This is a genomic window from Geotalea daltonii FRC-32, from assembly GCF_000022265.1.
Taxonomy (GTDB): domain Bacteria; phylum Desulfobacterota; class Desulfuromonadia; order Geobacterales; family Geobacteraceae; genus Geotalea; species Geotalea daltonii.
The window spans coordinates 2137511-2163876 of the sequence record NC_011979.1 but is presented as its reverse complement, the minus strand read 5'-3'; the positions used below and the strand labels follow the sequence as shown (position 1 = coordinate 2163876).

Annotated in this window: 23 protein-coding genes; 4 read left to right on the top strand and 19 right to left on the bottom strand. The window is 55.6% G+C overall.

The genetic code is table 11. The features are described from left to right. Positions 1-15: 15 nt before the first annotated feature. The 8 genes from GEOB_RS09630 to GEOB_RS09595 form a co-directional block, all read right to left on the bottom strand. Positions 16-609, bottom strand: a complete 594-nt coding sequence (locus GEOB_RS09630) for an acyl carrier protein phosphodiesterase (RefSeq protein ID WP_012647019.1) — start codon at positions 607-609, stop codon at positions 16-18. Then, positions 606-1496, bottom strand: coding sequence for a DUF2156 domain-containing protein (locus GEOB_RS09625; RefSeq protein ID WP_012647018.1), 891 nt, complete (start codon positions 1494-1496; stop codon positions 606-608). Before GEOB_RS09625 ends, GEOB_RS09630 begins: the two co-directional genes overlap by 4 nt. Positions 1497-1530: 34 nt before the next feature. Beyond that, on the bottom strand, positions 1531-1971 hold the full coding sequence (locus GEOB_RS09620; RefSeq protein ID WP_012647017.1) for a DUF4149 domain-containing protein: 441 nt from the start codon (positions 1969-1971) through the stop codon (positions 1531-1533). A gap of 13 nt (positions 1972-1984) precedes the next feature. After that, positions 1985-2842 carry an NAD(+) diphosphatase gene (gene nudC / locus GEOB_RS09615; protein WP_012647016.1) on the bottom strand — a complete coding sequence of 286 codons (858 nt, stop codon included), beginning with the start codon at positions 2840-2842 and terminating at the stop codon, positions 1985-1987. Positions 2843-2976: 134 nt separating this feature from the next. Beyond that, positions 2977-4620: a methyl-accepting chemotaxis protein gene (locus tag GEOB_RS09610; protein ID WP_012647015.1), complete on the bottom strand. Its 1644-nt coding sequence runs from the start codon at positions 4618-4620 to the stop codon at positions 2977-2979. Between the two features lie 37 nt (positions 4621-4657). Further along, positions 4658-6298 carry a methyl-accepting chemotaxis protein gene (locus tag GEOB_RS09605; protein WP_012647014.1) on the bottom strand — a complete coding sequence of 547 codons (1641 nt, stop codon included), beginning with the start codon at positions 6296-6298 and terminating at the stop codon, positions 4658-4660. A 198-nt stretch (positions 6299-6496) separates the two neighbouring features. Beyond that, positions 6497-6892: an FxsA family protein gene (locus GEOB_RS09600; protein WP_012647013.1), complete on the bottom strand. Its 396-nt coding sequence runs from the start codon at positions 6890-6892 to the stop codon at positions 6497-6499. A gap of 28 nt (positions 6893-6920) precedes the next feature. Beyond that, positions 6921-7463, bottom strand: a complete 543-nt coding sequence (locus tag GEOB_RS09595) for a beta-class carbonic anhydrase (protein WP_012647012.1) — start codon at positions 7461-7463, stop codon at positions 6921-6923. Positions 7464-7720: 257 nt separating this feature from the next. Between GEOB_RS09595 and GEOB_RS09590 the strand changes: the two genes are divergently transcribed. Further along, positions 7721-8290: a porin family protein gene (locus tag GEOB_RS09590; protein WP_012647011.1), complete on the top strand. Its 570-nt coding sequence runs from the start codon at positions 7721-7723 to the stop codon at positions 8288-8290. Positions 8291-8584: 294 nt separating this feature from the next. Here GEOB_RS09590 and GEOB_RS09585 read toward each other — a convergent pair whose 3' ends face one another. After that, a complete protein-coding gene (locus GEOB_RS09585) occupies positions 8585-10747 on the bottom strand; it encodes an amylo-alpha-1,6-glucosidase (RefSeq protein WP_012647010.1) in 2163 nt (720 codons plus the stop codon). A gap of 16 nt (positions 10748-10763) precedes the next feature. Further along, on the bottom strand, positions 10764-11867 hold the full coding sequence (locus GEOB_RS09580) for a glycosyltransferase family 4 protein (protein ID WP_012647009.1): 1104 nt from the start codon (positions 11865-11867) through the stop codon (positions 10764-10766). 227 nt (positions 11868-12094) lie between these two features. Between GEOB_RS09580 and GEOB_RS09575 the strand changes: the two genes are divergently transcribed. Next, the gene (locus tag GEOB_RS09575; RefSeq protein WP_012647008.1) at positions 12095-12655 is read left to right on the top strand and encodes a nitroreductase family protein; all 561 of its coding nucleotides are present in this window, start codon (positions 12095-12097) and stop codon (positions 12653-12655) included. A 281-nt stretch (positions 12656-12936) separates the two neighbouring features. Here the strand turns inward: GEOB_RS09575 and GEOB_RS09570 are convergent, their stop codons facing one another. Genes GEOB_RS09570 through GEOB_RS09560 form a run of 3 tightly spaced genes read right to left on the bottom strand, consistent with a single transcriptional unit; the run spans position 12937 to position 17438 of the window. Then, the gene (locus tag GEOB_RS09570; protein ID WP_041267115.1) at positions 12937-13620 is read right to left on the bottom strand and encodes an outer membrane lipoprotein LolB; all 684 of its coding nucleotides are present in this window, start codon (positions 13618-13620) and stop codon (positions 12937-12939) included. 23 nt (positions 13621-13643) lie between these two features. Then, positions 13644-17126: an alpha-amylase family glycosyl hydrolase gene (locus GEOB_RS09565; RefSeq protein WP_012647005.1), complete on the bottom strand. Its 3483-nt coding sequence runs from the start codon at positions 17124-17126 to the stop codon at positions 13644-13646. Positions 17127-17180: 54 nt separating this feature from the next. Then, complete coding sequence (locus GEOB_RS09560) at positions 17181-17438, bottom strand: hypothetical protein (protein ID WP_230199041.1); 258 nt, start codon at positions 17436-17438, stop codon at positions 17181-17183. A 221-nt stretch (positions 17439-17659) separates the two neighbouring features. Between GEOB_RS09560 and GEOB_RS09555 the strand changes: the two genes are divergently transcribed. After that, on the top strand, positions 17660-19078 hold the full coding sequence (locus GEOB_RS09555; protein ID WP_012647003.1) for a B12-binding domain-containing radical SAM protein: 1419 nt from the start codon (positions 17660-17662) through the stop codon (positions 19076-19078). Beyond that, the gene (locus GEOB_RS09550; protein ID WP_230199040.1) at positions 19072-19689 is read left to right on the top strand and encodes an acyloxyacyl hydrolase; all 618 of its coding nucleotides are present in this window, start codon (positions 19072-19074) and stop codon (positions 19687-19689) included. Before GEOB_RS09555 ends, GEOB_RS09550 begins: the two co-directional genes overlap by 7 nt. Before the next feature lie 10 nt (positions 19690-19699). On the opposite strand, the gene GEOB_RS09545 is transcribed toward GEOB_RS09550, so the two are convergent. From GEOB_RS09545 to GEOB_RS09520, 6 genes are all read right to left on the bottom strand, one after another. Then, on the bottom strand, positions 19700-22228 hold the full coding sequence (locus GEOB_RS09545) for an MMPL family transporter (RefSeq protein WP_012647001.1): 2529 nt from the start codon (positions 22226-22228) through the stop codon (positions 19700-19702). 17 nt (positions 22229-22245) lie between these two features. Then, the gene (locus GEOB_RS09540; protein ID WP_012647000.1) at positions 22246-22854 is read right to left on the bottom strand and encodes a LolA family protein; all 609 of its coding nucleotides are present in this window, start codon (positions 22852-22854) and stop codon (positions 22246-22248) included. 34 nt (positions 22855-22888) lie between these two features. After that, complete coding sequence (locus tag GEOB_RS09535; protein ID WP_230199039.1) at positions 22889-23221, bottom strand: hydroxymyristoyl-ACP dehydratase; 333 nt, start codon at positions 23219-23221, stop codon at positions 22889-22891. Positions 23222-23267: 46 nt separating this feature from the next. Further along, a complete protein-coding gene (locus tag GEOB_RS09530; protein ID WP_012646998.1) occupies positions 23268-24311 on the bottom strand; it encodes a beta-ketoacyl synthase N-terminal-like domain-containing protein in 1044 nt (347 codons plus the stop codon). Then, positions 24308-25513 (bottom strand): beta-ketoacyl-[acyl-carrier-protein] synthase family protein, encoded by a 1206-nt coding sequence (locus GEOB_RS09525; protein WP_012646997.1) that lies wholly within the window; start codon positions 25511-25513, stop codon positions 24308-24310. Before GEOB_RS09525 ends, GEOB_RS09530 begins: the two co-directional genes overlap by 4 nt. Before the next feature lie 104 nt (positions 25514-25617). Continuing rightward, the gene (locus tag GEOB_RS09520) at positions 25618-26358 is read right to left on the bottom strand and encodes a 3-oxoacyl-ACP reductase family protein (RefSeq protein ID WP_012646996.1); all 741 of its coding nucleotides are present in this window, start codon (positions 26356-26358) and stop codon (positions 25618-25620) included. Between the last annotated feature and the right edge of the window lie 8 nt (positions 26359-26366).

Genomic DNA, 26366 nt, shown 5'->3' with positions numbered 1-26366 from the left:
GGTAATCTACAGACTTTATTCATTATCCTGAAAACTGCCGAGCAGATTCTCCACATGGGTTTGCAGCTCAGGGTAAAAGAGGAGAAAATCCTCTGCCAGCGTCAGATAATTCCTTTGCAGCTCACCGGCCCCCTCCGCCATTGGATTTTGCCGCTTAAACCGCGCCGACATCCTCTTCAGCACCACATCTATGCCATCCACCTCCCGGTAAGAGGGAAGCCAGCTGCCGAACAGCTCAGGTAGCCGCTGTTCCAGTCTTTCGGGAAGAACTTGGCTGAACCGGCAAACAGTCCTGTGGCTTGTATCGATAAACTGCAGCAGAGGTTCCTTGTGGTAGAGGCGCCAGTTCCTCGCCAGGAAATGATCGTAGAAGAGGTCGACCAACGCGCCCCTGAACAGGCCGAAACGGCCGTCTATCCTGTGCCGGCTCCTGATAAAGTGCTCGCTGTCCTCGGCAAAGCGATCGATCCTGCGGTGCAGTTCCAGCCCGAATTGTATCCCGGCAGGAAAGCGCCCATCCAGACGTCCCTTGACGAAATCCCCCATCAGGTTGCCGACCATGATCTCTGCCCTGTTGCCGGAAAGTGCCAGGTGGGCAAGAAAGTTCACGGGCGACCATCCCTCCTGCCGGCCCGATATTTCTTCACCAGTTCCAGCGGATGATAGGAAAGCTTCGATTCGCGCAAGTTCGCCTCCCCCAGGTCCTGTTCACGGTTGACATAGGTGCATTCGGTGAAGAGGAGACGGTTGAATTCGCGATCCGTCAGCTGATAGAGCCCATCCAAAAAAGGATCGGCCTTCTGGAAATGACAGACAGAGGTCTGATCGTTGAGTTTTTCCCCCAGGACAAAAGCCTTGACCTCTCCTTCGACCAATACCACCAGTCCTTTTAATCCAAGCTTCTCAGTCATGAATAATGCCTCTCGGGCGGCATCCACTTCAAGCAGGAATGATCCACTCCCGGTCTGTGAATGGACACGTTGCCATTCGTCGAGGAGCGCCGAAGCCCCTTGCCGGTGCTGATTCCCATAGGGCTCCACGGTAAATGGATGCCTGCCGGCGAAGTAATTGATGCGGTTCTTTTTCTTGTGGTAGCGGTTGCCCGGCAGCTCGGCCAGGTCCGAGCGCAGATAAAGGTAGTCGAAGTTGTCCCGGTCTTCCGTCACCTCCAGGTCGTCCCGCTGCAGATGTTGCCTGGCAAAGGCTTCATCGGCCCCATAGAGGTGCAGGCCCTCGGCAAAGAGCCGGTTTAATGCCTCTCCCGCAGCCCCAGCCACAGGCGGCAGGAAGTAATTGCCACCATCATACCCCTTCCCGAGCACCACCAGCGCATCCCCCACCATTGTCAACCGATAACCATGGGCAGCACGAAACAGGTAAAGGTTGGCAAAGGTAAGTTCCGATACCTTCGGCTGCAGCCTGATGAAAACCTCGTCCAGGAGAGGTTTGTGGGCCAGGGCCAAGGCCGCCGTAGCCGGATAATGGGGAATTTCCATTCATTGACTCCTTCAGCAGGAATAACCACCCCTGTTACAGAAGTATGACAAGAAGCACTCCCCCTCCGAAAACCGAGAGATTGCTTACGGCAGAAACGGCATGAAGTCTTGTGAATTCCCGGCGTAACGGGTGATCTTTCGCTGTTGTCTCGAAGGAGGGGATCTCCTTCTTGAGCGATGCCAGACGCGGCTCTATATGAAATGCAGAGAAGGAAGTCATGATCAGCATCACTACAATGATCGCCAGCGACGGGACGAAATTCCGTCCCCGCAGCACCAGCAGAGAGGCCAGCGCCACTGCACCGCAAACAAGCCCCCAGCGGAAGTAAGCCGGAAAAATTTCCCCGACGATGCGGCCGGCCATATCCCTGCCGAAGGACTTGAAGACGATAGGGGTGACGATAAATGTGAAGATGCCGACTCCACCCAACCACAGGGCAACGGCAAGACGGTAAATGACGGCCAGTATCTGCATTCTGTCCTCCTTTTCATGTGTAACTGTCGATGATCCACCGGGCAATACTTCTCTTTGCCGGCAATGAGGGGGGCATGGCATCCCTGCTGAACCAGCGCACATCTTCCAGCTCTTCGCCGTCGATATTTATCTCGCCACCGGCATAATCGGCGACGAAGCCGGCCATGAGCTGGCTGGGAAAGGGCCAGTTCTGGCTCCCCACATAGTGCAGGTTCTCCACCTCGACACCTGCCTCCTCCATCACTTCACGATGGACGCACTCCTCCAGGGATTCGCCGAAATCGAGGAAACCGGCAATGAGGCTGTAGCGTCCCTCGGGCCAGACGCTTTTCCGCCCCAGGAGAAATTGATCGCCACGCTTCACCAGCACTATGACACAGGGACTGATGTGGGGAAAATGTTCATAGGCACAGGACTGACAGCGCTTGCCCCAGGTGTTCTCAATTCTTTGCAGACTACCGCCGCAGCGGGAACAGACGGCACTGTTCCGTTCCCAATGGAGAGTCTGCAGGGCAAGGCCCCCCAGGGTCAGAAAAGAGTCGTCCAGGCGATCATCTTCCGCCGCATTGAACGGTTCGGCAACATATGGTGCAGGGAGAATTTGATTTTTCCCGACGACAACTCCATAGATGGGGCTGTTCTGCCAGTAGCCGAAGCAGAGTGGTTCGCTCTTCGCCTCAAGCCACGAGGGTAGGGTCCCTTCGTGCAGGGAAATCGCTCCCTGTTCCTCTTTTACGACCATTGCATTGCCCTGAATGATGATCCAGTACCCGGGTCCGTCTCCCCGCCCCTCTCCGGGACGGGCAAGCGTAAAGCGATCCTTTATGATTTCGCCGTTAAAAGGCAGGTTGACTGCGGATGGATATTTCAATTTTTCCTCCGACTGCGGTTTCTGACAGCATACCCTCCAATAGAGCCCGGTGCAACAACCTGCAAGGAGCGTCATACAAAAAAACGGGGGCGATGATACCCCCGTTTGTGCAAAAGTTCCATGTAAAATTGCTGTCAAACCAGGCGGAACTGCCCCACCAGACTTTGCAGGTTTTCCGCCACCACCGACAACTGCCGTGCCGCAGCCACCGATTCCAGTGCCCCCTTGGCTGTTCCATGGACAACCTCGGTTATCTGATAAATATTGTTGCTGATCTCACTGGTGGTTGCCGTCTGCTCCTCTGCAGCGGTGGCAATCTGGTTTACCTGCATGGTCACGTTGTTGATCTGCTGCAGAATTTCCTGTAGCGCTTCACCGGATCTGGCCGCGTCGCGGGTCCCGGCTTCCACCTCTTTTACCCCCTCTTCCATGGCGCCGACGGCATCCCTGGTTTCCTGCTGAATAGCCTTGATCATCTCGCCTATTTCCCTGGTGGCACGGGTGGTGCGCTCGGCAAGCGCCCTGACCTCGTCGGCCACCACGGCAAAACCACGCCCCTGCTCCCCAGCCCTGGCCGCCTCGATGGCGGCATTGAGCGCCAGCAGGTTGGTCTGATCGGCAATATCCTCGATGGTGCCGACTATCTCGCCAATCTGGTCGCTCCTTGAACCGAGACAGGACACAGTTCCTGCCGAAGTTTTTACCCGCTCGGCTATGCGCCCCATTACGGCCACGGTCTCCTTGACCACTTCCACACCGGTCAAGGCCCTCTCGTCAGCCTGCTGCCCTCCGTCTGCAGCATGGTGACAACTTTGGGCAATCTCCATTGACGTTGCCGCCATCTCCTCGCTGGCTGTAGCCACCGTAGCGGCCTGGGCGGCTACTTCCTCCGCACCGGTCGCCATCTGCTCGGAAGTACAATGGAGCTGTTCGGCTGCGGAAGCAACCTGTACGCTGGTCTGGGCCACCTGATTCATGGCGTCCATGAGTTTGACGGCCATCTCATTCACTTCTCCGGCCAGCATGCCCATCTCATCCCTGGAATTGATATGGGTGCGGACCGTCAGATCGCCTGCCGCGACGCCTGCCAAAGTGTCGAATACCTCCTGCAGGGGCTTACTTATGGAGGAAGCGATAAAAAGACCGATGCCGAGCAGTCCCAGGATGGCAATAGCGATTATCGCCACCAGAAAGATAAAGGATCTGTCATAAGCAGCTATATCTTTGTCATAGGTGGCCGCAGCGCCTTTCACATTCATGTCCACCAGTGCATCCAGCGCCGTGGCCGGTTTTTCATAAAGGGGCGCCACGGCGGCAGTGGCATAGGCGGTTGCGGCTGATTTCAGTGTGGGATCATCGGCTCCGTTTCTCGCCATTTCCGCCAGCTTATTCCCCTGAACCAGGTAGGCCTCGAATCCTTCTTTGAAGGAATCAATCAGCTTTTGCTCTTCGGGCTCTATGCCGCTCTTGGCAAACTGGGATATGTCAGCCTTTATCTTCTGGCTACGCTTGGCAATATCATCGGCCTTCTCGGCTATTTTGGCCTTGTCGTTCAAAGCCAGCATATACACCAGATTGAGGCGCACAGCCAGAAAATCGTTTTTCATATCCCCCAGCATATCCACATGCTTGACAGCCAGAGCCATGTCACCTTCGTTCCCGGCAAGGGACTTCATGTTGCCCAGCCCCATGCCACCAACAAGCAGCAGGATCAGGAGTGCCATCAGGACCAGTGACAGTATCTTGGTTTTTACCTTGAGATCAGACCAAAGGCTCACTTATTCCTCCATAAGCTAATTTATTTAACACCGAAACCTATAGCTTGAATTGCCCGACCAGCTGATGCAGCCCCTCGGCGAGGCTGGCAACTTTGCTGGCTGCGGCTGCCGATTCCTGGGCGCCCTTGGCCGTCCCTTGAACCACCTCGGTTATCTGCTGCATGTTGTTGTTTATCTCACAGGTGGTGGCGGTCTGTTCCTCGGCAGCGGTGGCGATCTGGTTCACCTGCATGGTGACTGCGCCGATCTGGTTCAGGATATCCTGGATGGCTTCTCCCGATTTGGCAGCCTCTGCCGTGCCGCTTTCCACTTCCCGGACCCCTTCCTCCATGGCACTGACGGCGTCTTTTGTCTCAGTCTGGATCGCCTTTATCATGGTGCCGATTTCCCTGGTCGCCTTGGTGGTACGTTCGGCAAGTGCCCGAACCTCATCGGCCACCACTGCAAAGCCGCGTCCCTGTTCACCGGCCCTGGCAGCCTCGATGGCGGCATTCAAGGCAAGCAGGTTGGTCTGGTCGGCAATGTCCTCTATGGTGCCGATGATGGCGCCGATCTGCTCACCTCTGTCTCCCAGGCTTTCCACTGTCCGGGATGACGATTTCACCCGCTCGGCGATCCTTGCCATGACCTTAACCGTGGTTTCGACCACAGCCGCCCCGGTAGAGGCCGAATCACTGGTCTGCTTTGCCCCGGCAGCTGCATAGGTACAGTTTTGGGCAATCTCACCGGAAGTTGCAGCCATTTCCTCGCTGGCTGTGGCCACCGTGCCGCTCTGGGCAGCAACCTCTTCCGCACCAGTCGCCATCTGTTCGGAAGTGGAATAAAGCTGATTGGCTGCAGAAGCCACCTGCATGGAACTTTGCGCCACCTGGTTAATGATGTCGTGGAGTTTTTCCATGAAGATATTGAAGGATTTCCCCACTGCCCCGATCTCATCGTTGGAGGAGACTATCAGGCGTTTGGTAAGATCACCTTCACCACAAGCGATATCGTCCAGCATGACATTCATCTCGCGGATAGGTTTGACGATGCTCTGCCTGATCAGTACGGTGACCACGATGGCCAATACAATGGCCAGGATTGGCAGAACCAGGATGACCCGGCCTATGTACAGGTCCAGCTGATGGATTTCTTTCTCCTTGGCGTGGATCTTGTCAAAGGCCGCCTTGCTCGCCTCCGAAGTCTGCTTTTCCATCTTGTCGGCCGCATTCTCGAATTGGGCGATGGCCCGGTCGGCCTCTTCGGTCGTTTTTACCGTGCCGCTGCCAATAGCCGCCAGAACCGTCTTGAAACCATCACCATATTTGACCATCTCGGCTTGAATCGCCTGTAGAGTTCCACGTTCCTGGGGGGACAGGGGCATCTTTTCCAGCTCTGAAAACCATAAATCCAGCCGTTCCTTTTTCTCATTCCACTTCTTTACGTATTCATCCTGCTCCTTTGCATCACCCGCATGTACGAATACCTCCTTCTCATACAAGCGAAGGAAAAGGATGTTGGCCCTGGCCCGGGCAAAGTACTCCCCTATTTTGGATTCGGTGCCGATCATCGCTTCACTGGTTTTGGCGATCTTGCCCGTTCCCCAGTAGCCGACGACGCCCACTGCAAGCAGAAGCAGCAACACAAGCCCGAATCCCAGACTTATACGGGTGCCGATACTCAGGTTTCTCAATGACATGACTTTTCCTCCATTTACAGGGCCGATTAGTTTATTTGAATCGCGATTCGCTTTCACGGATTCTTAAACCATATCGGAAGAATTAGTGGAAAACTTGAGGACTTGAAGGTACTGTTTGAATAGAAAAGAGGTTCGTCTCTGATTGGTGAAAGGGGCGTTACGAAGAAATGCAGTCAAAGGAAGTATGCATCGGACAGGTCAGAAACGGGTGCGGATAATGAAATTGCCCCTGCTTAGCCGGCGCTGCAGCCATTGGCCAAGCAGGCGTTTGATAAGAATCCTGGTGGGAGGGAAGATAAAAAATATGCCGAGGAAGTCGGTAAAGAAACCGGGAGTCAGGAGCAGCACCCCACCAATCAGGATCAGGGCGCCATCCATGAGTTCCGATGCTGGCAGGCGTCCCTGGGCGAGTTCCGTTTGAATCCGTTGCAGGACGATGAATCCCTGATGACGCACCAGCCAGGCACCCGCAAGGCTTATGGCCAAAAGAACCGCTACCGTCGGCATGGCGCCCATGAGGGAGCCGACCTTGAGAAGCAGGTAAATTTCAATTACCGGGACAAGGAGAAAAAGAAGAAAAAGTTTTGTGAACATTGGGTTTCCGTGTGGTCAGCAGGGCAGTTCAGTAGCCGTTGACAACCACATCCAGATGGCCGTCGTTGGGGCAGAAAATAAGGCCGTGGACCGGTATATCCCTGGGGATAAGGGGACTGTCGCGAATTATGGATACTACCCGTTCCACGTTTTCCTCCGGGCAGGCAAAGGCACCCATCCACTGCCCAAGGTCGGGGACCAGTGAATCGATGACACTCTCGTCAATGCCGCGCTCGATCATCTTCTGCTTCAGGTGGGGAGCATCGATGGTGGACATGCCGCAGTCCTTGTGGCCGATAACGAAGATCTCCTCAACCCCCAGGAGGAAAACGGCAACCACCAGACTGCGGATGACGCCACCAAAGGGATCTATGATAGTGTTGCCGGCATTCTTGATGACTTTGGCCTCGCCGCGCTTGATGCCCATGGCCGGTTCCAGAAAATGGACCAGCCTGGTATCCATGCAGGTGAAGATTGCCAGCTGCTTTTTCGGCGACTTGGGCAATGGGGGAAATGCATTGGGCTGCACGAACTTTTTGTTCGCTGCCAGTACGGAGTCGAGAAGTTTCATGGGTCCACCAATCAGGTAAAGTCATGCGACAAGGAAGCATTTTATACTATGAAACAGCACCCTGTTTCCACACTTATTTAGTACAACAGTTGCTGCCGATTTCACCTCTGCCCCTGCCTGCTCATGAGCCCCTGCAAACTTTTCTCTGGTTTACATTCATTAATGCTTGTGCTATACGCTTGATGCAGGCCCTTCCTTAACAGCTGACGAGACTCTGTTAGAGAATTGGGCCATTAAAATTTTAGGAGGAAGAAAAAATGAAGAAAGTGGTATTGATTGCAGCATGCTTCACCCTGTTATTGGGCATGTCTTCTGCTGCCCTTGCAGCAAAGGGAGACACGGAACTGGACTTCGGCATCGGCTTTGCCACCGCCCCTTACGATGAAAGTGATCTGGGCTGGGGACTCAATTTCGGCGGCGGCTACGAATTCCTCCAGCTTTCCGCAACCCGCAACGACACCCTGCAGATCCGCGGCGATATCGGCTACGAATCCTGGTCAGGCGATTTCCATGGATTTGGCTTTGACGAAGATGTTGATTTCAGCCGCGTCCCCGTTTCCGTCGGTTGCCGCTATTACTATCCGATCAAGCAGGTTAAAAACCTGCGCGTCTTCGGCCAGGCCAGTCTGGAGCTCAGCTTCGATTCTATTGAAGTCGGCACACCCTTTGGTAAAGTCAGTGACGATGAAACCAATGTCGGTGTAACTCCGGGAGCCGGCGTCGAATACATGCTGAACAAGAACTTCTTTGTTCAGGCACAAATGAAGGAGCATCTCATCTCCGACCCTTACTTCACCATGCAGGGTGGCATCGGCTTCCGCTTCTAAAGGCCTGCTCGACCCGGCGAATCACCAAAGCCCTGTGCACCTGCGCAGGGCTTTTTTATGGTTTCTTCCGCCATATCTGTGGACGGCTGCCGTGGCTTCGGGAGTGAGTGACCGAGCCGCAGCGGCGAGCGGACACCCGCCCGAAGCTGAAAGAAGCACCTTTGCCGAAAACCCTTGATATACAGCCGTCAGAGCGAGAGACGGTGCAAGGTCCGCAGCTGCGGCGACAGAACGAACGGACGAAGTCGCGGCAGACGGCTTTTCCCCAAATGCTGTATGGATTTTCAATTTCTTTTATTTGGTAATGATCACTTCCACCGGCCCCTCCTTGCGCAGCACGTTGACCGAAACATCATTCTGATAGCGTCTGAGCATGATATCCACCCTGGAATCGCCCACCGATAGTTTTTTGATCTCCACTTCGTTAAGGAATGGCGGCAGGACTGGATAGGTAAAGCGGAGCCTGCGGTTCCCCGCATCGATCTCCAGCCCCATGCAGCTCTGCAGCAGAAGATATACGGAGGCAGCGGCCCAGGCCTGGGGAGCACATGCCATCGGATAGAGGATGGGGCTCAAATCCTCCCTCCTCTTGAAGCCGCAGTAGAGCTCCGGCAGACGATGCAGGTCCATGGCCAGAGAGGCATTGAAGATCCCTTCCAGAATGAGGATGGCATGGCTGGTGAAGCCGTAGCGGGCAATGCCGCAGGCAACAAGGGCATTGTCGTGGGGCCAGATGGAGCCGTTATGATAGGACATGGGATTGTATCGCTTTTCCGTATTGGCGATGGTTCGCACTCCCCATCCTGAATAGAAGGGCTCCGAAAGCAGCTGATCGGCAATTATTCCTGCCCGGCTGAAGTCTGCTATACCGGAAAAGAGGCAATGTCCCACATTGGAGGAACGAACCCGGCACGGCCGTTTCTGTCCATCCAGGGCCAGGGCGTAAAAGGATATGTCGTCGCACCAGAATACCTCATTGAATTTCTGCTGCAACGCCTCCGCCTCCTTCCTCAGGCGCGCCGCCATACTCTCTTCCCCCATCACCAGCGCCAGGATGGCGGCGCTGTTTTTGGCGTCGTAGACGTAGCCCTGGACTTCGCACAGAGCGATCGGCGCCTCTGCCAGGGTGCCGTCGGCATGGAACACCGAATCATTTGAATCTTTCCATCCCTGCTGGAGCAGACCGTGATGGGAATGTCGGGCATACTCCACAAAGCCGTCGCCGTCGGCGTCACCATAGGTGTCGATCCATTTCAATGCCGCCAGGATATTCTCCCAGATACCGGCGATGAACTCCCGATCCCCGGTGCGCCGGTAATAGGCGCCTGCCAGAACGATAAACAGCGGGGTCGAGTCGACACTGCCGTAATAGAAGCCGAAGGGTATTTCTCCCAGTGCCGCCATCTCCCCCAGCCTGGTCTCGTGGATTATTTTACCTGGCTCGGCGTCTTTTTCCGCATCTATTGCAGTTGCCTGTGTTTTGGCAAGAAAGGAGAGGACGCCGCGGGCAATGCCGGGATTGACCCAGAGCACCTCAAGGGCGGTGATTATGCCGTCCCTGCCGAAGGTGGTGCTGAACCACGGGACACCGGCATAGGGGTAGATACCATGTGGTGTTTTGGAAGTCATCATGAGCAGGTCAGACTGGGATCTGGACAGCAGCAGATTGAAATGCTCATTGTCGGTGGTGATCTCGCAATACCCTGCCTTGAGGTCAGCGATATTGACAGCAGCCTCCTGGAAAGCCTCCTCGAATGTTCCGGAAAAGCGCTCACACTCCCTGCATTCGCAACTGACGGTAATCTGGATGCACACCGATTCCTTCGGCTCAAGGGAAACCCGGTAATGGACCTCATCCTTTCCCACCTTGAGCGGCGTGGGGGAGAAATCCAGCCGCGTGGTCCGGGCCTGGCCATCCAGCCCCTGGTAGGAGAGATTGACGGCCGAGGCTTCCGGGACTACCGGCATCAACCTGCCCCGTTTCTTCCGCTTGTTGCCGCGCACCTCGAATATATCGGCAAAGTCGGCGGCAAACTGGATGGTGAAAGGTATGCTCAGCGGCTCCAAAGAAAAATTGGTCATGCGCAACTGCTCGAAGCATTTGCCCTTCCAGATGAATTTGGTCCGGTAGATGTGGATGGAATCACGGCGGATCTGCAAGTCATCAGCCATGAAATCAGGGTTCATCAGGTCCACCGAGAGGAATTCGTTCTGCTTGTTGATGGTGGAACCGAGCAGAAGCGGGCGGATACCGGCAAAACGCAGCTCCAGCTTGGAAAGGAAGCGGGTTCCTTCGTGAAAGATGCCCTGCTCTCCCAGGCCGAGCGGCTGGATATCGCCATGGCAATCGAAAATGGCGAAGGTTTCCCCCTCCTTCAAGACCCTGGTACGGTCTGCCCCCCGGTCCGATGTGGCAAGAATATAATACTGATCCTCGATCTGGATTACTTCCTGCATGGCTCCTCCCGCGATATCAGCCGTTCTGACCGACCCCCATCATCCCATGCCGTGGCAGGACGACATTCTTCAGCGGCTTTGTCTTGCTTGCCGCTATGCCTTCAATTATATCCTCATAGATGTTCAGGTAATCGGCAGCCATGCGCCTCGCAACAAAATGCTCCTCGAAGTATCTCCTGCAACCCCGGCGGCTTATGGAGCCGATATCTGCCACAGCCGCCACTGCTTCCCCGATACCCTTGACCACATAACCGGAAACACCGTCTTTCACCACCTCCGGAACCGAACCGCGGCCAAAAGCTATGACCGGCGTACCGCAGGCCATGGACTCTATCATCACCAGGCCGAACGGCTCCTCCCAGTCGATGGGAAAGACAAGTGCCAGCGCTTCGCCGAGAAAGGCCTTCTTTTCCTCCTCGCCGATCTCCCCCACGTATTCCACCCATGGGCTATTCATCAGAGGCCTGATGACGCTTTCGTAATAATCCAGATTTTCCTTGTCGACCTTGGCGGCAACCTTGAGCTTGATGCCGCTCTGCTCGGCAATGGCAATGGCCACATCAAGCCCTTTTTCCGGAGAAATACGGCCAAGGAAAGCCAGATAGTTTTTCGTCTGTTCCGTATAAGGGAGCAAATCCGGTGGCAGACCGTGATGAACGGTGCCGGTCCAGTTTATCCAGGGTAGAGGGCGACGTTGGGCGTCGGAGATTGAAACGACCGGGATCTCCGAATACTCGCGATAAAGAGGCACCAGGTCGGGAATGTCCAGCCGCCCGTGCAGCGTAGTCACGCCGGGATAGCCGTAGCGCCGGGAAAAGGGAAAGTGGAAATAATCGGTGTGGAAATGAATGATATCGAATTCCTCTGCCCGGCGCATCACCTGTTCCAGCATCAGCAGGTGGTGGGGAATGGGATCGACGCAGTTCTTATCCAGGCGCAGGGAATTCTTCGAGCAGGGGACCAGCCGGGCGGCAGTGATGGAATCGCCGCTGGCAAAGAGGGTAACATCATGCCCCATAGCCAGCAGCGCATCCGTAAGATAGGCGACTATCCGCTCCGTTCCACCATAGTAAAGGGGGGGCACCCGTTCGTATAAAGGCGATACCTGTGCTATTCTCATGGCATGTCTCCCGAAGGTGCAGGATAATGGAAAAGGGAAGTATTAAATATCACTCATTTCAGTATAACATCTTGTGGCCCCCATCCAAGAGGTCCGGTTGCTGATTTTCACAACAGGCACTGTGGAGCCACGCTTTAGATTTTAGAGTCCCGATGAAGAACCCTTCCCATTGATGGTTTCTATGGTAGAATTCTGTAGTTTTGCAGTCAGCGACGAAGGAGGCATGAATGGATACAATGGAAGCAATCAGGACAAGAAGAAGCGTGCGCAAGTTTTCTGACCGACCGGTGGAGCCGGAAAAGCTCCAGGCAATGATGGAAGCCGCCCAGGCTGCTCCTTCATGGGCAAACATGCAGTGCTGGAGATTTATCATCGTAAAGGATGCTGCCACACGGGAGAAGATCAGCGACCTTTCCTATGTGGAGGCCTTCTTCGCCCCCAAAGGCTACAAGACAAACCCGGCCAAACAAGCTCTCGCCGATGCGCCGGTGGTGATTGTCGCCTGTGCCGACCCGGTCCAGTCGGGGGACCTTCACGGGCAGCACTATTACATGGCTGATGTGGGCATAGCTGCAGAAAACATGATGCTCGCGGCCCACAGTCTCGGACTTGGCAGTGTCTTTGTCGGGGTTTTCGATGAGGAAGGGCTGGGGGAACTCCTGGACATCCCGCCGGAGGTCCGCATCGTCGGACTGTTTCCCATGGGCTATCCCCAGGACGAATGGAAACCGGGGCCGCCGCGAAAGCCGCTGGAGGAGATTTTCTTTCTGGAAAGATGGAAGGTATAGCTGATTTTGCAAGGGTCCGCTCTCAGAGACTTCTTTATCTTGTCCATGGAGAGACGACATGAATGACAGGCAATGCACCTGTCCTGGTGGAATGCAGGACCTGCAGTGCGAGGTGTGCAGCCAGAGACCGACATACTGGTGCGACAACTGCAAAAAGGAAGTCCCTGAGAAGCGCTGCCCTTTGTGCGGGCTGAAAACACGAAAGATGAAATAGTTACTGATAAAAAAGCCTCCACCGGTACCGATGGAGGCTTTTTTGAGTAATGTTTCTCCTTCAACGGCTAAAGCCCCCTGAATTCACTCAGTGGAAGGAGGGTAAAGTTTTCGAGCCTCGGCTTCAATGCAGCTTCTTCAACTGGCTCGTTTACCTCCGGATCGTCGAAGGCGATTTTCACCCGGTCTCCGTTCCGGTTAATCATTTCTATCGATTCGGGAAAAGCGACGCCGTTCACATCACGGTAACTCTGATACACGGCTTCGTCACCATCCTCGGTCACCTTGCGCTGGACGAGCCCCTTGCTGTCAAAAAAGATCTGCTCCCGGCGGCCATCGGCCATGACAATTTCCGTGGCTCCCAGGGACGGCCCGGCAACAGGCGGCCGCTCCACCACCCATTTGATCAGGCCCCAGTTCTTTAGTCCTCCCTGTTCCGGCAATTCGGATAAAAGCCCCTGATATGCCACATCCCTGGAGGGTATGATGCAGGTCAACCGCTCTCCGTCACTGTACATCTCCATGATGGTAAAACCGAAGGGAGACAGTATTGCCATATGGAACTGGTCGGGATGCCTGAAGACCAGATAGCCCCTGCCGCCGACACTGCGCTGGGCGGTCTTGACGGTGACGGAGACGGGAGATTGAACGGTTTCGATCTCTTTTCCGGGCGCCGGAACGGCTGTTGGTCTGGAAATGGTGGCACATGCCGTAGAAAACAACATCAACAGGATCGTAAGGTACTTAAGCATTGGGAATCTTGGCTGCAAGTTTGTCATTCCTCCACTTCCGCAGGTTTAACCAGGGCTAAAAACTCTTTTACCTCAAAGCCTGCTTCCTGAGCTTTGCCTGTTATTTCCGTGATTTCCTTCTGTAGTGCCTTTGCCATGGCCATTAATTCGTCGGCGTCAAATTCCTTTTCCGTATCAAAAAGGGCAGCGACACCCAGCCAGGTCAACAGCATCTCGAAACGTTCCCTGTTGAACCATTCGTGATCGTTGCTCCGGTTGACAAGGAGGAACGCCCGGGCCTGCGTCTCTTCCAGGAGGACGGTAAAGTCTCTTTCACGGTCTTTCTCCACTGCTGTAGAAAGCAACAGCTGATGTTCGGTCATGACCCGTATCAGGCTGCCAGCCGTAGCAGGGTCCATTCCAGGGAAACGCTGCCATACTTCTTCGGAAATGGCGTGGAAAGACTCTTCAAGAGGCCGGTAAAGACCAAACCTGGAGAAAAATTCGGCGGAAGCATGGGGATATGCCTTTTCATCCACCAGTCTGCCGGCGGCATGGAGGCAGATATAGGAATAACAGATAAGCCTGCCGATCCTTGTTCCCATTACCTCTCCGAATTGGAGCAGCGGCTCGTCGATGGGTACATCCCCGGTTTTATGGGTAGTCAGCCTGCTGAAAAGTGCATGTTGCCGGGCAAGGGCGGCAACAAGGCGTTCCCATTTACCAACGTCACCTGTATGTTCTGCCAAGGCGACCAGAAATGCAGTCAGGCGGTTTCTGAATTGCTCGGCCACTGGTTTCTCTGTTTCTTCCTGGTCAACGGCCTGCAAGGCAAGAAGTTCGCGCAACCGGTTGTTCAATCCCTTATATCGGACCTGCTTTACTTCCTCGTCCATACTCGGGGCCGGGCTGCCGTTCAATGAATGGCAAAGCTGGCCCCAGGTGCCGTATTCATCATCCCAGATCTCGCGAAAATCGAGAAAAGCGTGGTATTCAAAGGCTTTCAGTTCCACAAAGAGCCCGCTGTCGCTGAGCTCCCGCCCGGAACGGATATATTCCAATCCCGAAGCGTAATCACTGAAGATATAATAGCAACGGCCATCGCCATTGAAACATAATGCATCGCCAAGACTCTTCTGCACGAGCACCGTCTCGCCGTTGGCCCCCTTGACGCCGATCGCCGTCGATGTCCTGATCCATCCGGCGGTTTCGGCAAACTTGTTATGATAGAGGATGATTCCCCGCTCGCATCCCTTGAGGTTTGAGTAGGCAAAAACATCCTCGTTCACCTGGCCGCCGGCAAAGAAGTCATAGAGGACAAAGTTTTCGGAGCCGCTGAAGAGCCAGCGCTTGCCCATGAGCGGAAAAATCTTCTCCTCGTGCATCCTGACCATGTGCTCGTCAACCTGTTCATCCCAGTGGGCGTGCCGATATTCCATGCCGTATTTCTCGCGAAAGCCCTCGATCTGACCATGGCCGATCATGGGCAGACCAGGCATGGTGACAAGGAGAACGCAGGCGCCGTAGTATTTACCTTCCTTGCCGAATTGCTCCACCGCCGTCTTTTCATCGGGGTTGTTCATGAAATTGACGAAGCGGGGCAGAATGCGGTGGTCGTATTCGAGGACATTCTTGATGGTCTGGCGGTACTTGGCGTTTTCCTCCATCTTCAGCATGTTCATGAAGGCGCTGTTGTAGACCCGGTGCATGCCCAGAGTACGGACGAAATAGCCTTCCATGAGCCAGAATGCCTCGGCCAGCAGCAGCGTTCCCGGAGCTTCCGCCGCCACCCTGTCCACCACTTCGCGCCAGAACTCCACGGGGAAGGCGGCATCGAATTCCTCACGGCTCATGCCGTGTTCGGAACGGGAAGGGACACCGCTTCCGTGACCCGGCTGGGGATACCAGAGGCGCTGGTAATGCTTTTTGGCCAGGGTCATGGCCGCATCGAAGCGAATGATGGGAAACTGGCGGGCCACATGGAGAATGGTCTGGATGACAGCCTCGCGCACCTGGGGCAACAAATAATTGAGCTGGGCCGTGTCGTTCCAGGGGGTGGAGGTGCCGTCGTTGCCATGGTAGATGTAGCGGGTCCTGCCATCGCGATGGTCATAATGCTTGAAGACGACCGCTGCATCGGTTTTGGTCCAGTAGCCGTCCTCAATGTTCAGACTGACCTCCGATGAAAAGGAGAGGTCCGGGCCATTGAAGGAATAGGCAGGATACGGCGGATAATCCAATTGGACGAACCAGTCGGGATGTTCCACCGTCCAGCGGGAATAGATGCCGGTGTGGTTGGGCACCATGTCGCTGGCCAGGCGTATGCCCCGCTGCCGGCAACGCTCCTTCAGGTTTGCCAGGGCCTCGTCCCCACCCAGATCATTGGCGATGACATAATCGTAGAGTGAGTAGGCCGAAGAAAAGGCATCCGGATTCCCCGAAATCTGCTTGATGCGCTGGGAAGCCGGTGAGCGCTCCCAGAGACCGATCAGCCAAAGGCCGGTAAACCCCCACCGGGAAAGCATGTCCAGCTCCTCGTCCGGCACCTGATCAAGGCGATGGACGGGTCTTTTGTACTGCTTCGACAACTGATCGAGCCAGACATAGACCATCTTCGCCAGCATGACCACATTGGCCATCCATTCGGCATCGGGAGAAAACCGGTCATATTCGGGATAATCATACCCCTCCTTGCCAAGCCGTTTGCCCTTGAGGAATTCCAACACCTGGGGCCTGCCGGGGCCGCCCCAGAATTCCCGCTCTTCCTCCTTAACGATGTCCATGGCGGTGAGAAGCTCGGCCAGCAGGTCGGGAGGCAAGATCGAGCGCCAGTTGGCGCGGATATAATCGATCTGGCCGGGAAGGGAAAAAGGGGATGCGAGCATGGGAGCCCGTAGCAGGTGAGGCAAGGGAACACCGAAAGGTTCCATGGGCGGGGCGTCGGCAAGCCCTTCATCCGCAGCAGTTTCCAGTCCCTGATGCTCATCGGAGGCTTTCAGGTCCGGTGCGTGAAATAAAGCACTAAATTGGTCCAGCGCCCTGTTCTCGCCGCTGAGTCGTAAAAGCAGGAGCTCTTTCAGCAGAAGCCCCCTGCGCTCCCCATTTTCGTCGGCAGCAACAAAGCGGGCTGCATCTTCCTTTTTCTCCAAAATGGAGGCCCCGGGAAAATGCTCGGCAAACCGGGTCAGCACTGATCGCATTTGCGGAGAATCAGCTGGATAGCCTGAATCGCGGAGCACCTCATCAAGCACGGCCGGAAACTGTTCCCGTGCATAGAGCTCGAACACATACCGATATATCTTTTCCAACATGGCATAGAGATTAAGCAGCCCTGCAGGTACCGGCTGTTCCCGTCGTTCTGGCTGCTTGTTCAGGCGGTTCGCCAACTGGCGGATAAATATGATATCGGGCTGCTTCCTGGACCGGACTTCCTCCGCAACCTTCTCCAGGTCCAGCAGTTCCCACATTTTTTTCTGTATCTGAATACCGAACGGAAAATACACACCGTTTTTGTTATTGACGCTCATTTACACCTCGGACAGAGTCTAATTTCGTTAAGGAAACGTGACAAGCATTGGGAATTATTCCCCCTTGAAAGCCTTGCCTATATCCTTGCCCATACGTTTGAAAGCTTTGCCCGTGGCCTTGCCCGATTCCTTGAAAGCCTTTCCAACCGACTTTCCCGACTTTTTGGCAACCTTACCGGTTGATTTCCCCATTTGTTTGAAGCCTTGTCCGACCTGTTTGCCACCCTCCTTGAAACCTTCACCGGCGTTGACGAAATTGGCAGACAAAAGCATTAAAGCGGCTGATATTGCTATTATTCTTATCACAAACATCTCCAGATATTTTTATTCAGGGGGGTTGCTCATCCGGGCATTCGCAGTCAAATGATATAGCTACCATTAAAGCTATATCACCCCGGATGGGTGGAGTCAAGTCAGCTAATGTCGCCACAAAATGGGCAAGAGCAGCGATGAGGTTTCAGTTTGATTTATTGTCGCAAACAATTTAGCATAGCTTTCTGGTTCGACAGACTGCAATATCACAAGGAGCACCGTTGAAAGCACTATTTGTCCACCCCCACGGCAGAAACTGGCTGGGGAATCTGAAAGATATCAGCTCCATCTTCAACTTGATGCCCCCTTTGGGAATGATGAGCATCGCTGCCTATCTGGAGGCGAAGGGAATGGAAGTGGAGCTGATGGATTGCTATGCCAGGCCCATGCCCACGCCGGAGCTTGTTGCCCACATAATCGGCAGCAAGCCCGATGTGGTCGGCTTTTCCTGTACCACCTCATCCTTCCTCGAAGGTTATGGGATAGCCCATAGTATCAAGGAACAGGCACCGGAGATCAAGGTCATTTTTGGCGGTGCCCACGCCTGCTCGGTCGGCGTTTCACTACTCGACACCTTCCCCGCCATCGACTATCTGATCATCGGCGAAGGAGAGGTAACCTTTTACGAGCTATTGGCTGCCAACTTCAGCGGCGTGGAACATATTCCCGGCATCGGCCATCGCCGCGACGGCAAGGGGGTCTTAAGCGGCATTCGCCAGCATATCGCTGATCTGGATTCACTCCCCTTCCCGGCTTATCACCGGCTGGACCAATTTCCCGGCAGATACAACCTGCCCCTCTTCAGTTATCCTGCTGCTCCCAATACCAGCATCATCTCCAGCCGCGGCTGCCCCTACCACTGCAGCTACTGCGACCGTTCGGTCTTCAGCCGGGGCTTCCGCTTCAATTCCCCCGGCTACATCTTCGAGCACCTGAAATACCTGCACCGGGACTTCGGCATCCGCCACGTCTTCTTTTACGACGATCTCTTCACCTTCGACCGCAGCAGGGTGGAGGAACTGTGCCGCCTGCTGGTGGACAACCGGCTACCGGTCACCTACAACTGCATCGCCCGTCTTGAGCATGTGGATGAAGAACTGGTGGGATTGTTGAAGAAATCGGGCTGCTGGCAGGTAAATTTCGGCATCGAGTCCGGAGACCCGGAGGTCCTGAAGAAGCACCGCAAATACATGGCACTGGACGCCGTGCATCAAAAGCTGAAGATGGTGAAAACCGGCGGTATGAGGGTCAAGGGGCTGTTCATGGTCGGTCTGCCGGGGGAAGACGAAGCCGCCATCAGGCGCACCATCGACTATGCCCTGACGCTGCCATTGGACGAAATCAACGTTACCAAGTTCACCCCGTTTCCGGGGGCTCCCATCTACGAAAACATCTGCCAGCAGGGGGAATTCAGGGAGGACTGGCCGGACATGAACTGCATGAACTTCGTCTTCATCCCCCATGGCATGACCCTGGAGCAGCTGGAAAACCTCTATAACGAATTCATCAGGCGTTTTTACCGCCGCAGCCGGATCCACTGGGGTTACACGAAAATGCTCTGGAAGTCGCCCCACAGTATCAAGATGTTCCTGCGCAATCTGCCGGAGATCCTCAGGTTCGAGATGAAGCAGAAATGGTAAGGGTGCAGATGGGGAGAAGTGAAACAGTTTATGGGAAGATTTTAGCTGTCGCCCTGACAATAATCCTTTGCAGCAACGCAGCTGCTTACGCTGAAGAGGTCACCGTCAGAAATGCCACCGGCGAATATACGCTGCTTTCGGGCTACGGCATCACCCACCGCGGTTTCGGCGACACCAGGACCCAGGTGCAGACCTACGACACCATCGCCCGTTTCGGCTGGTTCCTCTCCGATGAGACAGGTCGCGGCTGGTATCGGGGACGTCATGAGCTGTTGATGGAACTGCCGCTGCACCTGACCGTGGACCCAAGGGTGCGGTCCATGACTGGCGGCTACCTGCTGGGGAGTTGGAAATTTACTTCCCTGGAGGATTTTGCACCCTATGTCTTTGCCGGTGGCGGAGTGCTTTTTGTGGATCTGGGACTGCCGACCATGGGAAGCCGCCTGGATTTCTCCTACCAGGGGGGAACCGGCGTCCAGTACTTCATTGCCAAGGACAAGGCGGTCAGCCTGGAATACCGCTACCACCACATTTCCAATGCCGGCACCGCCTCCCCCAACGAGCCGCTCAATTCCAGCAAAATTCTTCTGGGGATTACATTATTCCGCTGATCAGTCTGATTCAGGAGCGTCTGTGGCGGCAGATCATCGCCGGCAGCGTCACCAGGGCGAAGATGGCGGTGGCGGCAATGCCGTAGTTGGTTGCCCAGCCGATGGAGGACATGGCCCCGTAATCGGTAAAGGCCAGAGAGCCGAAACCGGCAATGGTGGTAAGCGCCGACAGAAGCACCGCTCGCCCGGACTGGACGAACTGCTCGCCGGCTTCATGCATATCCAGCGCCGTCACCCGGTGCAGGACATGCATGCCATAGTCGCTCCCCATACCGACAATGGTAACCAGGACCATGGCGTTCATGAAATTGAGGCGCATACCGGTCAGAACCATCAGCCCCAGCATTGCTATTACCCCTCCCACCACCGGAAAGAGTGAGTGCCAGATCTCCCCCAGTGATGAGAAATGGGATAGAAGCAGAAACAACACCAGCGCGCCACCCAGCAGGAATCCCCAGAAAAAGCTCTTCTTCACGGCGCCGCCAAGCTGCTCGCTGACCAGATCGACGCTGGTAGCGCGGGCAGAGGGGTCAATGGCCGCCAGCTGTTTAAGGAACGTTTGTTGGTGGAACTCCGCTCCCCGGTAATTAATGTAGAGAAGCAGATGGTAATTGCCTTTGTCTTTGATCAGATGGCGTTCCACCACACCCCGCAGGGGTGAACGTCCGAGATGGTCGAGGGCTTCACTCTCATCCACAGGCGCTGCGTGGCCGAGACCGGCAAGACTGTCCAGAAACGGCCCGAATGCCTCAGGAGCAAAGCCCTTTTCCTGCAATGCCCCCCGTACCGCCTCTGAAGGCCGCTTGCCTGCTAAAGATTGTTGCAGGGAATTCAGCACCTCAGCCTGTACCCCCCGATTATTCAATACCTGCCCGAGGGAAGACCAGGAAACAATATTGCCGCGCCGCTGATACTCTGACAACAGCGTCTCAACCCGTCCCCCCCGCTCCATCAATTCCGCCGGCAGATGCCCGTCCAGCGCCACCAGCATCTGCTTGGGGCTCAAGCTCAGATGTTTTTCCATTTTTTCCTGGGCAAGGAAGGCCTCCGAATGGCGTGGCTGGAGATTTTTCAAATCACCTTCAAAGCTGATGAAACATGCAGCAACCAGAAGAACGCAAAAAAACAGGGCAGAGAGGCCGACAATCCAACCGGAACGGGTCAGGCACTTTTTCCAGATCCACCCCAGCCCAAATCTGGGCAGCGGACGGTATGACACGGCAGGAAAGCGCCGTTCAGCAGCAATGATAAACGGCGGCAGAAAGAAAAAGGTCGCATAGAGAGAGAAGATCACTCCCAGGCCCACAAGCAGGCCAAGCTCGGAAAGGGCGCGCACATCGGAAATGGTGAGCGCCAGAAAAGGCAGCGCGGTGGTAGCAGCAGCGGTGAATATGCCATGGCCGGTTTCGACGATGGCAAGTCCCATTGCTTCACCGGTATCGCGGCCAAGGCTCCGCTCGCTGTAATAGCGGTCATAAAGGTGGATTGAGTAATCGGTACCGAGGCCGATGATCAAGGCGGTAAAGGCAAAGGAGATGATGCTGATGGAGGAGAGAAAAAGGCCGGCAGTCCCCAGGGCAAGGGCGACGCCGTAAAAAAGAATCAGCGGAATGAGCAGAGTGGGAAGCACCCGGCGGTAGGTCAGGTAGAACAGCCCCAGCACCACAATCAGGGACGAAACAATGCAGGCGATGATATTTTCTTTCATTACCCGCTCGTCCATTACCGCTGAGAGGTGGGCACCGGCACAGGAAACATTCACCTTCATACCGCTGCGGACCTCTTCAATGCCTGCCACCAGTTTTCTGGCAAAGGCGATATTCTGCACCGGCTGGGCCGGCTCGGCGATCATGATCAGCACCTGCCCGTCGCGGGAAAGAAAATACGGCGAAGTGGTATCAAGGGCCAAGGCCTGGCTGGCCTTTTTCAGGCGCGGCAGAATCAACTCGCGCAGGTAGAGCGGATCTGCGGCAATTATGTCCCGCATTCCCATCCCCACCTGGCTGGCAAGCTCTGTTCCGGCCCTGTCCAGAGCCTTGTTTATTGCGGGCTGGTCAAATTTCACCCCATAATTGCCTGCTTCGGCAGGATCCAGATACAGTTGGGGATGGGTTACGGCATAGGCGATGAACCGGGCGAAGGATGCTGCCTCGGAGGTATCGTAGACACGATATTTGACATTGCGAAAGGCAGTTGTCCCATCCACCTGCAGCGTCTTCAGCCTGGCCGCCAGTCTCTCAGCTTCGACCGGCAGAAGGGATGGTTCCCCCTCCAACAGAAAATAGACATCCTTGGCGCCGCCGGTCCACTCCAGTGAATCGAGGAACAGCTTGAGCGGACCTGCCTGGGACGGGAAGAGCTTGAAGATATCGGCTTCAAATCTGGTGGTGGCAATGGAAGCAATGGAGGATAGCAGGAGCAGTAAAGCCATGATCACCACTCGCCGCGGATAGGTGGTGGTCATGCGATGGATCCATGCAAGATGACGATGGACGAGCTGCTGAAACGAACGGGTTATGGTGCGGATGGCATTGGGCATGGGGATAATGACTGGATCTAATCCAGGAGAAAGTCCTTTTCTGTCAGGCCGGCATTGCGCCGCATGTTGGCAAACTTGATGACTGTTCGGTCTCCGTTTCGCTCATCGATTGCCAGGCGCTTGATCTTGCCGTCGGCATCGAAGCTGATGGCCAGGTCCTTGACTCCACCCTTGCCCTTGGGAGACAACTGGACATTCCAGGTGCTCCCTTGGCGGTCGGCCCGCACCTCCATCCCTTCCGGAAGCTTGGTCATAGGTTTTGCCAGGTAGGCGAACCATTTATCAAGGCTCTCATCCGGCGGCAGCACGATCCGGTCGGTTACCCCCTGCTCGGGCAGGCGCATGGTCAAAACATTGTCCCGCAGGAGAAGGCGGCTGGCATAGGGAGGCAAAAGCTCCATGAAGAAGGTGCCCGGCTTCCTGAAGCGAACAATCCCTTTTGAGACCATCTTCCGCTTCATCATGGCCATCTGCTTTTCCTGGACAATATCGGCAGTAAAATCGTTCATGCCGGAAAAACCACGCCGCAGCGTCTCCAGTGCTTCCAAGGCCTTATTGGGGGCAGCATGGGCAGATTGCCCCAGACAGAAAGAAATAAACAGCAATACAAGCAGGATCTTTTTCATTGTTTTCTCTCGGAACAGGTTATGGAGAATGGTGTCATCCCGGACTGCCCACTGCAAGGGTCAGGATTGCGCTGGCAATGGATATTCCCTCCCCCAGCACTTCCCCTTCCACCATGTGCAGTGTGCCAAAAGATTTGACGATACGCGCAGAAACCAGATATTTCCCTGGGCCCACTGCGGCAGGGATTAGCCCTTGGCTGACGGCGGCAAGGACTCCCCCGGCTCCGGCCACCTGCCCGGCGGCAATACCACCCACCTGAGCCATGGACTCGATCAGCAGAATCGGAGGGAAAGGACCACTGCCAGCTGTAACGACAATCTCTGCGGTTGCACTGACACCGGGCTCACGGCTGATAACTTTATCCACGAAGAGAAACGGGGGGCAGTGGGGAAGATACTGGGAGGGGTCTGAATTAAACAGGCGATCCTCCACTTAATTCAATGGCGTAGTAAGGTCCTTCCGGCGAGGCCGCCACATGCAGGCCGGCAGCCTCCTGTGGAAGGGAGAGGACAAGGGCGGCCATGGCAAGCCCCCCCATACCAAGTGCCCGCCCGATGATGTTACCGGTTTCAAGGCGTTCCACAGCGGGCAACCGCTCCATCAGAGTCTTCTCGGCAACTGCTGTTCCGGAAAGCCCTGCCAGCTTGATATCTTTTACTCCGGAAAGCAGCCGGTCCGCCCCTTCGGCCTCAAGGCCCGGGATCAAACGGCCAATGGTCCGCACTTCTCCCACATGCCCCTTGATCACGGCATTACGCCCCCGGGCGTGGTCGCCCCTTTCCAGCACCAGAATACCGGCCCCTTCGCCGAAACCGGCCCCATGGCGTCTCAACTGTCCAGCTGCCTTGAATCCCCTGACCATGGCAGTGGTCAGCTCATCGACGCCGCCGGTGAGAATGATCTCGGCACGCCCTTCCTGCAAAAAGCGGCAGGCCATCATGAAAGCCGATTCGGCCGAGCAGAAACGCTGAACGAAGGTTACATTGGGGCCTTTGAGGCCGTTTTCGATGGAGGCATTGCTGGCCGGGGCATTGGGAACGGTGTTGGGAAAAAGCATCGGTGAAAGACCTTCTGCACCGGAGCAGAAGTAGCCGCGCAGGAATTCCTCCGAATTGGCAATGCCGCCGAATCCGCAGCCGAGGACAATGCCTATTCTGCCGGCATCTATGGTGCCACGGTCGATGCCGGCATCCTTGAGCGCCATTCCGGCGCCAACAACGGCAAAAAGACTGCAACGGTCAAATTTCCGCGCCTTGAGGGGCGGCATGAAATCGCCCCCCTTGAAGGCGTCAGCTTTACCCCACAGGTAGCCCTCCGAACCGGCGATATCTGCCGGGATCGGCTTGAGCAGACTTTTGCCTTCTCCCAATGCAGTAACCAGGGGATCAAGTCCGACACCAGCGGCAGAAATGGCCGCCATGCCGGTAATTACTATGTCTTTGGCAATATTCTTCATTTACCGAGCACCAGACTTGTTATGTTTCCACCGAAGGCAAAGGAGTTGGAGAGCGCCAGCGTGGCATTGCTCGCCTTTAACCCCTGGTGGCAATAGTCAAGGTCACACTCAGGGTCTGCCCCCCTGAAATTGAGCGTCTGGGGGATAAAGCCGTCTCTCAGGCCGATCACGGTGGCCAGAGCTTCAATGGCCCCGGCAGCGCCGAGACAGTGGCCGGTGAGGGCCTTGGTGGAAACCAGCGGCACATCCTTGGCCCGCTCGCCGAATACCAGTTTCATGGCCTTGGTCTCCACCACGTCATTGAGAGGCGTAGCGGTGCCATGGGCATTTACCCAGCCGATATCCGCGGTTGAAACACCGGCTTGTTTCAAAGCGGCAGCCATGAGTTCGGAGGCATCGACACCGTCCGGTGCGGGAGCGGTCATGTGATGGGCCTCTCCCGCCACTGCATAACCAAGCACATAACCATGGATCTTTGCGCCGCGCTCTTTTGCAGCGTTTTCCTCTTCTAAAACAAGGAAAGCAGCCCCCTCTCCCAGGGATATGCCGCGCCGCCCCAGGCTGAAAGGGGCGCAGGGTTCCGGATCGATAACTCTCAAGGAATTGAAGCCGGCAAAGGTCAATATGCAGAGACAATCCGAACCGCCACACACGGCTGCCTTCAATCTGCCGGAGGCGATGAGGTCGGCACCCCAGCCAATGGCGTTCGCAGATGAAGAACATGCAGTGGTGATGCTTCCCTGATAGCCGCCGATTCCATATGTTTCGGCAATGGCCGTGGAGGTGCGGTCGGGGAGTATGCCTCGCAGAAGAGATGGGTCCGGATTGCTGCCGGCGATGGTCTCGTTCAGCCATTGCTCGGCATGAAGCATGCCGGCAGAGCCTGCGCCCATGGATATGCCCACATCGTATGGTGAGTAATGTTGCAAAGCGCCGCTGTCAGCCAAAGCTTCACCGGCGGCAATGACGCCGAACTGGTCGGCACGGGAAAGCTTTGCCGCATTTCGCGCGCTGAAATAGTCGAGGGGATTGAAGCCTGGAACCTGGGCACCGATCCTTGAGGAAAAGCGGCTTACATCGAAAAGGTCGATGGGACCCATGGCACATCGGCCGTTAAGAAGGGCATCGGTGAAGGAAGTTATATCTTTGCCGGCGGCAGCGAAAACGCCCAATCCGGTTATTGCTATTCTTTTTCTTTCCATTGTTCTCTTCGTGGCATCTGGCTAACTTGTTCGCTAATGAAATGCCATTTTAACCGGAAAAGGAACAATAAATAAAGCTTTTCTTTGGCGCAGGAAAGCCCTTTTCAGACTATTCCCCCGTCCACCACCAGGCACTGGCCGGTTATATAGGAAGCCTGTTCCGAAGCAAGAAAGGCAACCGCCCCGGCGACCTCTTCCGCCCTGCCGATACGCCCGAGGGAAGAGGACTTGACGATTCTGTCAACCATATCGGGCTTCATGGCAGCGGTCATTTCCGTTTCGATCAGCCCCGGAGCCACAACATTGGCCCTGATGCCCATCGGCCCCACCTCCCTGGCCAGGGAACGGGTAAAACTTATGGCGGCTCCCTTGCTGGCCGCATAGTTGGTCTGACCGGCCGTGCCGCTTAAGGCGGAAACGGAGGAAAGATTGATGATGGCGCCGCGCCGGTTGGCGATCATCTTTCTCACCCCCCACTTGCAGCAATGGAAAAGGGGATAAAGATTGCCGCGGACAACGGCGTCCCAGTCATTTTCCGACATCATGGGAAGATAGCAGTCGCGGATGATGCCGGCGTTGTTGACGAGGATATCAATGGAACCGGTGGCTGCCGCCGCTGACTCCACAAGTGACATGGCGCCGTCGGCAGTGGCAACATCGGTTTTCACCGTAGTGATGGCACCGGCAAGACCGGCGGACTCTTCCTTGAGGGCAGCCGCTGCTGTTTCATTCGTCAGGTAAGCTGCCGTGACCTGTGCTCCCAACCGGGCGAAATGGAGGGAGATCGCCTTGCCGATACCCCTGGTGCCGCCGGTGATGACGACTATATTGTCTTTGAATTCCATAAAAGCTC